The sequence below is a fragment of the Marivita sp. genome, assembly GCF_022763305.1.
Classification (GTDB): domain Bacteria; phylum Pseudomonadota; class Alphaproteobacteria; order Rhodobacterales; family Rhodobacteraceae; genus Marivita.
On the sequence record NZ_JALEGT010000023.1, the window covers coordinates 50,063 to 56,819 of the forward strand.

General features: G+C 61.0%; 5 protein-coding genes and 1 pseudogene. 2 read left to right on the forward strand and 4 right to left on the reverse strand.

Going from position 1 to position 6,757, the window contains the following annotated elements; translation table 11 throughout:
* Positions 1-3 precede the first annotated feature (3 nt).
* The 4 genes and pseudogenes from ugpC to MRY75_RS04640 form a co-directional block, all read right to left on the reverse strand.
* The gene (ugpC, locus tag MRY75_RS04625) at positions 4-1,101 is read right to left on the reverse strand and encodes a sn-glycerol-3-phosphate ABC transporter ATP-binding protein UgpC (RefSeq protein WP_292305979.1); all 1,098 of its coding nucleotides are present in this window, start codon (positions 1,099-1,101) and stop codon (positions 4-6) included.
* Between the two features lie 4 nt (positions 1,102-1,105).
* A pseudogene (locus MRY75_RS04630) lies at positions 1,106-1,999 on the reverse strand (carbohydrate ABC transporter permease).
* Positions 1,992-2,864 carry a carbohydrate ABC transporter permease gene (locus MRY75_RS04635; RefSeq protein WP_292305980.1) on the reverse strand — a complete coding sequence of 291 codons (873 nt, stop codon included), beginning with the start codon at positions 2,862-2,864 and terminating at the stop codon, positions 1,992-1,994. The pseudogene MRY75_RS04630 and the gene MRY75_RS04635 overlap by 8 nt, the downstream one beginning before the upstream one ends.
* A gap of 57 nt (positions 2,865-2,921) precedes the next feature.
* A complete protein-coding gene (locus tag MRY75_RS04640) occupies positions 2,922-4,163 on the reverse strand; it encodes an ABC transporter substrate-binding protein (RefSeq protein ID WP_292305981.1) in 1,242 nt (413 codons plus the stop codon).
* Between the two features lie 226 nt (positions 4,164-4,389).
* On the opposite strand from MRY75_RS04640, the gene MRY75_RS04645 reads away from it, so the two are divergent.
* Both MRY75_RS04645 and MRY75_RS04650 read left to right on the forward strand, forming a co-directional pair.
* On the forward strand, positions 4,390-5,127 hold the full coding sequence (locus tag MRY75_RS04645; RefSeq protein WP_292305982.1) for a response regulator transcription factor: 738 nt from the start codon (positions 4,390-4,392) through the stop codon (positions 5,125-5,127).
* The gene (locus tag MRY75_RS04650; protein WP_292305983.1) at positions 5,124-6,551 is read left to right on the forward strand and encodes an ATP-binding protein; all 1,428 of its coding nucleotides are present in this window, start codon (positions 5,124-5,126) and stop codon (positions 6,549-6,551) included. Before MRY75_RS04645 ends, MRY75_RS04650 begins: the two co-directional genes overlap by 4 nt.
* Positions 6,552-6,757: the final 206 nt, after the last annotated feature.

Sequence of the window (6,757 nt, forward strand, 5' to 3'; positions counted from 1 at the left end):
TTCTCAGTTCAGCCGCAGCCCGGTTTCCGGCGCGAAATACGACACCTTGCCCAGATCGAAGGACAGCCGCTTGGGCTGACCCGGCTTGGCCGTCGTTTCCGCGTGAAGACGCGCCGTGACGTGCTTGCCACCCAGTTGCATCACCGCGTACGTGTCGGCCCCTGCCGGTTCGACAATGTCGATCAGGCATTCCGCCGCCTGCGTCGAATCCGACCCGCGCAGATCGGGGTCGGCGATGTCTTCGGGCCGCACGCCAAGGATCACGTCTTCGGGCAAATCGCGGTTCTTGGTGTCGGTCAGGACAATCGGCTCACCAGACTTGCGGGTGATTTCGATCCGCGTGCCGTCGTCCGCACGATGCGCCTTGGCGGGGATCAGGTTCATCGCCGGGCTGCCCATGAAGTCGGCCACAAACAGATTGGCCGGGCGGTTGTAGATTTCCGCCGGGGATCCGATCTGCTGGATCACGCCACCTTTCATGACCACGATCTTGGTCGCCAGTGTCATCGCCTCGATCTGGTCGTGGGTCACATAGACCATCGACGCGCCAAGGTTCTGGTGCAGCGCCTTGATCTCGGTCCGCATCTCGACCCGTAGTTTGGCATCGAGGTTGGACAGAGGTTCGTCGAAGAGGAACAGCTTTGGATCGCGCACCAGCGCCCTGCCCATCGCCACGCGCTGACGCTGACCACCGGACAATTGCCCCGGACGGCGGTTCAGCAGCGGTTCGATCTGCAATTGCGCTGCCACCTGCGCCAGCTTCTTGTCCTGCGTGGCCTGATCGACGCCGCGCACCTTCATGCCGAAGGTGATGTTCTTGGCGACGGTCATCGTCGGGTAGAGCGCGTAGGACTGGAACACCATCGCGATGTCGCGGTCCTTGGGGCTGACATGGGTCATGTCCTTGCCACCGATGCTGATCGACCCGCCGGTGATCGGCTCAAGCCCCGCGATGCAGTTCAGCAGCGTGGACTTGCCACAGCCCGAGGGGCCGACCAGCACAAGGAAATCGCCCGGTTCGATCGACACGTTGATGTCCTTGAGGATCTCCGTTGTGCCGTAGCTTTTATAGAGGTTCTTGATGTCCAGGATCGGAGACATGGGATTATCCTTTCACGGAACCGGCGGTCAGACCCCGGATGAAATACTTGCCAGCGACGACGTAGACGAACAGCGTCGGCAGCGCGGCAATGATCGCGGCGGCCATGTCGACGTTGTATTCCTTCACGCCTGTGGTCGAGTTGACGATGTTGTTAAGCGCGACTGTCACGGGCTGCGTTCCAGCCTGACTGAAGGACACGCCGAACAGGAAATCGTTCCAGATCTGCGTGAACTGCCAGATGACGGTCACGACAATGATCGGCAGCGACAGCGGCAGGAAGATCGACCAGAAGATGCGGAAGAACCCTGCCCCATCCACCTTGGCCGCTTTAGTCAATTCAGCCGGGATCGTGACATAGTAGTTGCGGAAGAACAGCGTGGTGAAGCCAAGCCCCTAGATCACGTGGACAAAGATCAGCCCCGGAATGGTGCCCGCAATGCCCATGATCCCAAGTGTCCGTGCCATCGGCAGAAGAACCACCTGGAACGGGATGAAGCAGCCGAAGAGCATCAGCGAGAAGATGATGTTCGCCCCCCGGAACCGCCACTGGGCCACGACATAGCCGTTCATCGCCCCCAGAAGGGTCGAGATGGCCACCGCCGGGATGGCGATCAGGATGGAGTTCCAGAAATACGGACGGACGCCTTCACACTGGATGCCGGTACAGGCTCCGGACCATGCGGTGCGCCACGCATCGAAGGTGACGTCCCGCGGCAGGGCGATCAGGTCGCCCGTGCGGATTTCGTCAAGGCTTTTCAGCGATGTGGTGATCATCACGAAAAGCGGCATAAGGTAGAACAGGGCAAAGAGGCCCAGCGCGATGTAAAGCAGCCACCGCAGGACAATCTTGCCCGTCTGACTTTGGCTTTGCGCGGATGTCATTGAAATATCAGTCATCTTTGGACCTCAATTCCGAATAGAGGTACGGCACCACGATCGCGAAGACGACCATCATCATGATCATGGCAGAGCTTGCCGCCTGACCGATGTCACCGCGTGAGAACGCCATCGCGTACATGTAGGTTGCCGGAAGGTCGGTCGCGTAGCCGGGGCCACCACCGGTAAGTGCGATGACAAGGTCAAAGCTCTTGATGGCGAGGTGCGACAGCACGATGAAGGCCGACAGAAAGATCGGGGCCATCGACGGGATGATGATGGCGGTATAGATGCGCCAGGTCGGGATTCCATCGACTTGCGCGGCCTTGATGATCTCGCCATCCACCGACCGCAGACCGGCCAGGAACAACGCCATCACAAAGCCCGAGCTTTGCCAGATCGCGGCGATCACAACGGTGTAGATCGCCATGTCGGGGTTCACCAGCCAGTCGAAACTGAAAGTCTCGAAACCCCAGCCGCGGACCATGGCCTCGACCCCCAGCCCGGGGTTCAGAATCCACTTCCACGCGGTCCCGGTGACGATCATCGAAAGCGCCATCGGATAAAGGTAGATCGTGCGGATCGCGCCTTCGGTGCGGATGTTCTGATCGAGCAGGATCGCAAGGATCAGACCAAGCACCATCGCGATCACGATGAACAGGATACCGAACACAAACAGGTTGTTCAGCGCGGTGTCCCAGCGCGGCGACGCAAACAGGCGCTCGTACTGGATAAGCCCTTCGATGTCATATCTTGGAAGCAGGCGCGATCGCGTGAACGAGACCCAGGCGGTCCAGGCAATGAAGCCGTAGACGAAGATCAGAACTGCGATGAACGAGGGCGCCAGTACCAATTTGGGCGTGTTTTCTTCAAGCCACTTGGTCATTGGATCTGTCCCTGAAAGTCCCGCCCCAAGCGGGTGCTTTGGGGCGGGAGAATGGAGTTACATGCTGTTGGCGACCGCGTCGGCCAGCATGTTCACAGCTTCATCCGAGGACATATCGGAGTTGAAGTGTGCAGTCACGACGTCGGTGATCGCGCCGGACTGCGCGCCGCGCAGCGCCATGCCGTGGGCATAGCTCGGCAGGAGCGAGCCATTGTCCGAGCTTTCGCTCATGTCCTTGGCGGACAGGTGCGCGCAGCTGTCGAACTCTTCCAGCGATACGTCGGTGCGCGCCGGGATCGAGCCTTTGTTCAGGTTGAACACTTTTTGGAAGTTCTGACCAACGATCAGCTCTGCCAGTAGGTCCTGACCGGCTTTCTTGTCGTCGCCGTCGACGTCGAACATGGCAAAGCTGTCCACGTTGTAGAGGAAGCCGTCACCCGGCACCGACGCGCAGAGGAAGTCTTCGCCCGGCACTTTGCCAGCCGCCATGAATTCGCCCTTGGCCCAGTCACCCATGATCTGGAACGCCGCTTCGCCGTTCATGACCATCGCTGTGGCAAGGTTCCAGTCACGACCCGAGAAGTTCTCGTCGACATAGCCGCGCATGGTGCGCATCTGGTCGAAGACAGCCTTCATCTCGTCGGACTTCAGAGTGTCCATGTCGAGATCGACAAACGCCTTGCGGAAACCGTCCGGCCCAAGGATGCCCAGCGCCACCGCTTCGAACACGGTTGCGTCCTGCCACGCCTGACCACCATGGGCGAGCGGGATGACACCAGCCGCCTGCAGCTTTTCAGCCGCTGCGTTGAATTCGTCCCATGTGGTCGGCATGTCAATGCCGTTGGCTTCCAGAACGTCGGCATTCGCCCAGATCCAGTCGACGCGGTGCACGTTGACCGGTGCCGCGCACCAGTTGCCTTCGCACTTCATGTGGCCTGCGATGGATGCCGGCAGAACGTCTGCCCAGCCCTGTGCTTCAGCCACAGCCGAAATGTCCGCCAGAACACCTTCTTCGTACCATTCCTGGATCGCCGGACCCTTGAGCTGAACGGCTGTGGGCGCGTTGCCGGAAAGGACACGCGCGCGCAGCGCAGTCATTGCGGCATCACCGCCGCCGCCCGCGACCGGCATGTCCGTCCATGTGCCGCCCTTGGCTGCGAATTCTTCCTGCAGCACGGCGACCGACTTGGCTTCACCGCCCGATGTCCACCAATGCAGAACCTCGGCCTGAGGTTCGGCATGGACTGCGGATGCGATCAGAGCGGTGGCGGAGACGGCGCCGAAAAATACGGATTTCATGTGTGTAGTCCTCCCAAAATCTGTGCCGATGCAGGCATCAGGTGTCCTTTCTTGGCGAAATCGGGGCCAGCATTGCAATCTCGTCATGGCGGGTTTCCGGAAACCGCGTGCAGATTTTTCGACCTCTCGTTACACGCTGTTACACTGGACGAGATTTCGTTTCCTGTTGTTACATAAGCTGCGGCAAGCGCGGCACAGCGGCACCGTGACCGGAGGAGAGAAACAGGTGGCGATTCCAAGACTTCTTGTCGTCGATGATGATCCGGACATGCGTCAGATGATGTGCCAGTATCTTCGGCAGAACGGGTGCATCGCCTTGCCCGCAGCCACCGAAGCGGACGTTCACCGCCACCTCGAGGACGGGCGGATCGACCTGATCCTTCTGGATGTCATGCTGGGCGACGAAAGCGGTCTTGAGATTTGCCAGAGCCTGCGGCGTGATCATGACGTGCCGATCATCATGGTCTCGGCCCTGTCCGCCGATCACCAGCGCATGGCGGGGTACGAGACCGGCGCGGACGACTACATCGCCAAGCCGTTCAACCCCGAACTGCTGCTGGCGCGGGTGCGCGCGGTCCTGTCGCGGGCACGGCGGTCGTCCTCGCTGATCTACCGGCGTCGCATCCAGACCTTCCGCTTTGGCGGGTGGGTCTATGACGGCAAACAGGACGAGGTGCGCTCGCCCGACGGATACCAGGTGTCGCTCTCGCGGCGCGAGACTGCGCTGCTGAAGGTGCTTCTGGCCAACCCGCATATCCCGCTCACACGTCAGGAAATCGCAACGGCGCTGGATGTGACCGGCGATCAGGATCAGCCCGAGGCTACGGGCCGCGCCATCGACGTGCTGGTCGGGCGGCTGCGGTCCAAGATCGAGGCCGATCCCAAGGCGCCGGACATGATCCGCACGGAGCGCGGGATCGGCTATGTCTTTTCCGTGGACGTGCGCGCCGAGTCCACGGAATGACCCGGGCGTTTCGACTGCGCAGCCTTGCGCTTCTGTGGGTTGTCCTTGCTATGGTCGCGGCCTCGGCGGCGACCGCGCTCTGGTTGCGGTCGACACACGCATGGTCGGATCACCTTGCCACGGCCTATGCGACGGGCCTTCTGACCTACGAGGCACTCCGGACCGGGCAGAACACGCATCCCGACCTGCATGTCACACCCCTGTCCGACGCGGATGCGATGCTTGCCGAAACGGGCAAGTTCGAACGGATCGCCGGCACACCTCAGCCCGCCTACGTCACCGTGCTGTCGCTCCAGAACGCGGAGGGCGGGCTGCAGATCGGGGCGGTCTCGGATGTTCTGCGCTACCCCGTCGCCGATCTCCAGACCGATGCCGCCTCCACTGCTTCGGCGCAACTGGCGGCTTTGACACGGCTTTTTGCAACCTATTGCAGCGATCCCATTCTGTTTGCGCGCTACGGCAACGGGACATGGCAACAGGTGGATGGCCGGGCGATCTGGGGCTGTGCCGCGGCCCCTCGGGACCTGCGCCTGCTTGCCGTGCTTGTCGGGCTGGTGGCTGTGGCGGCGCTTGTCACCCTGATCGGCAACACGACACAGGCCTTCGATGCCTTCGCGCAGGCCTTCCGCAACCGGCGTTTCGGTGGGCCGGACAGCTACGAGACCAATGGCCCCAGCGAATTGCGCGATATCGTCGATGCGCTCAACGCGTTTCTCGAAGCCGAGCGTCGGCAACTGGCCAACCGCGCCGCCGTCCTGTCCAGCGTGAGCCACGATCTCGGAACGCCCGCCACCCGATTGCGATTGCGCACCGCTCTGATCCAGGACGAGGAGCTTCGCCGCAAGCTGGACTCGGACATCGACTCCATGACCGGGATCATCGAAAGCGCGCTGACTTACACCCGCGCGGAAATGAACGCCGAAGCGCCCCGACAGTTGTCCCTGACATCGCTCGTGGAAACCATCGTGTCCGACTATCAGGATGTAGGCGAACCGGTGAGCCTTGTTCCCCCACGCGACGTGGTGGTTCAGGGCGGGCAGTCGCTCTTCATGTCGCGCCGGGGGCAGAGCGTGGTCACGACCGGTCGGCAAGTGATCATCAGCGGACGCCCTGTGGCGCTGGAGCGGGCGATCACCAACCTGATCGACAACGCGCTGAAATACGGTCGCAGCGCCAGTATCGCCATCGAGACTGATGCACGCACCGCCACAATCGTCGTCGAGGATGAAGGTGCCGAAACGCTGGCTCGGGATGTCGAAGCTTTGATCGGGCCCTTCGAACGTGGCGACAACACACGGTTCATCGACGGTCACGGCTTGGGCCTGTCGATCGTTGCCACCATCGCAGCGCTGCATAACGGCGCGCTGACATTTGAGAATTCGGCCAGTGGCTTGCAGGCACGGCTGAGCATTCAGCGGGCCTGACCCAGATTTTACCAAGTGGTAAAATTTACGCATACCCCACGCAAACGGTCTGCGCGGCTGAAGTTAATCGCACCAATGCCTTGTTTTTCGGTCCGCTTTGTTCAACACATTTAACCCGAATTATTCATGATGGGTTGGTGAGGGTAGCGTAACCTTTTGAAAGACTGTATTTTTCGGTTGTCGAAGCCAGAAAATGCAGTTTCCAA

Coding starts and splice junctions, on each gene's coding strand:
- MRY75_RS04635 (WP_292305980.1), bottom strand. CDS start 2,864: ATGACCAAGTGGCTTGAAGAAAACACGCCCAAATTGGTACTGGCGCCC.
- MRY75_RS04640 (WP_292305981.1), bottom strand. CDS start 4,163: ATGAAATCCGTATTTTTCGGCGCCGTCTCCGCCACCGCTCTGATCGCA.
- ugpC (WP_292305979.1), bottom strand. CDS start 1,101: ATGTCTCCGATCCTGGACATCAAGAACCTCTATAAAAGCTACGGCACA.
- MRY75_RS04650 (WP_292305983.1), top strand. CDS start 5,124: ATGACCCGGGCGTTTCGACTGCGCAGCCTTGCGCTTCTGTGGGTTGTC.